This is a genomic window from Gilliamella sp. B2969 (assembly GCF_026536195.1).
GTDB lineage: Bacteria > Pseudomonadota > Gammaproteobacteria > Enterobacterales > Orbaceae > Gilliamella.
In genome coordinates, this window is record NZ_JAFNOP010000032.1 from 1 (window position 1) to 521 (window position 521).

1 protein-coding gene is annotated in these 521 nt (G+C 36.3%); it reads left to right on the forward strand.

The genetic code is table 11. From position 1 onward, the window contains the following. The first annotated feature begins 43 nt into the window (after positions 1 to 43). A complete protein-coding gene (locus J3U66_RS12805; protein WP_065633653.1) occupies positions 44 to 427 on the forward strand; it encodes an antiterminator Q family protein in 384 nt (127 codons plus the stop codon). Positions 428 to 521: the final 94 nt, after the last annotated feature.

Genomic DNA, 521 nt, shown 5'->3' on the forward strand with positions numbered 1-521 from the left:
CCAATAACAGCATAAAAAATAGTGGAATAAAGAAGAGGTCACAATGAAAGAGACGAAAGATATTTTAACGGCATGGCGAAATACCCGCATTGTTAAGCGTATAGGAACAGAATATCCATCACAATCATCGGTTGTTGCTGGAGCGGCTCGAGATTTTGATTATCGCCAATATTTGACAGAGCAAGAAGCAGAGGTTGTTGATAATGCTGTTTTGAGTTTGAAAGAATATAATCCGGTGCAATGGACGGTGTTAGTGGCGTATTACTTAAAGAATGTGTCTTGTAATGCACAAGCGAAAGCGATAGGTAAAAGGCCTCACGACATTATCAATATTTTGAATCAGGCACAAAGTTTTGTGGGAGGGAATATTTATCCATTTTTCAATAAAAGTAGTAAAAATGTTAAACATTGCAGTGAAAATGCTTGACATTGCGCAAATAAGCATATATAATTAGTCCATAATCAAAATTTAAACGCATAAAAAAGCCCGCTAGCAATAGACGGGCTTTTTTGTTATGTGA

What these genes read in the sequence shown, in the direction of transcription:
- J3U66_RS12805 (WP_065633653.1), top strand. Translation starts at nt 44, where the DNA reads ATGAAAGAGACGAAAGATATTTTAACGGCATGGCGAAATACCCGCATT.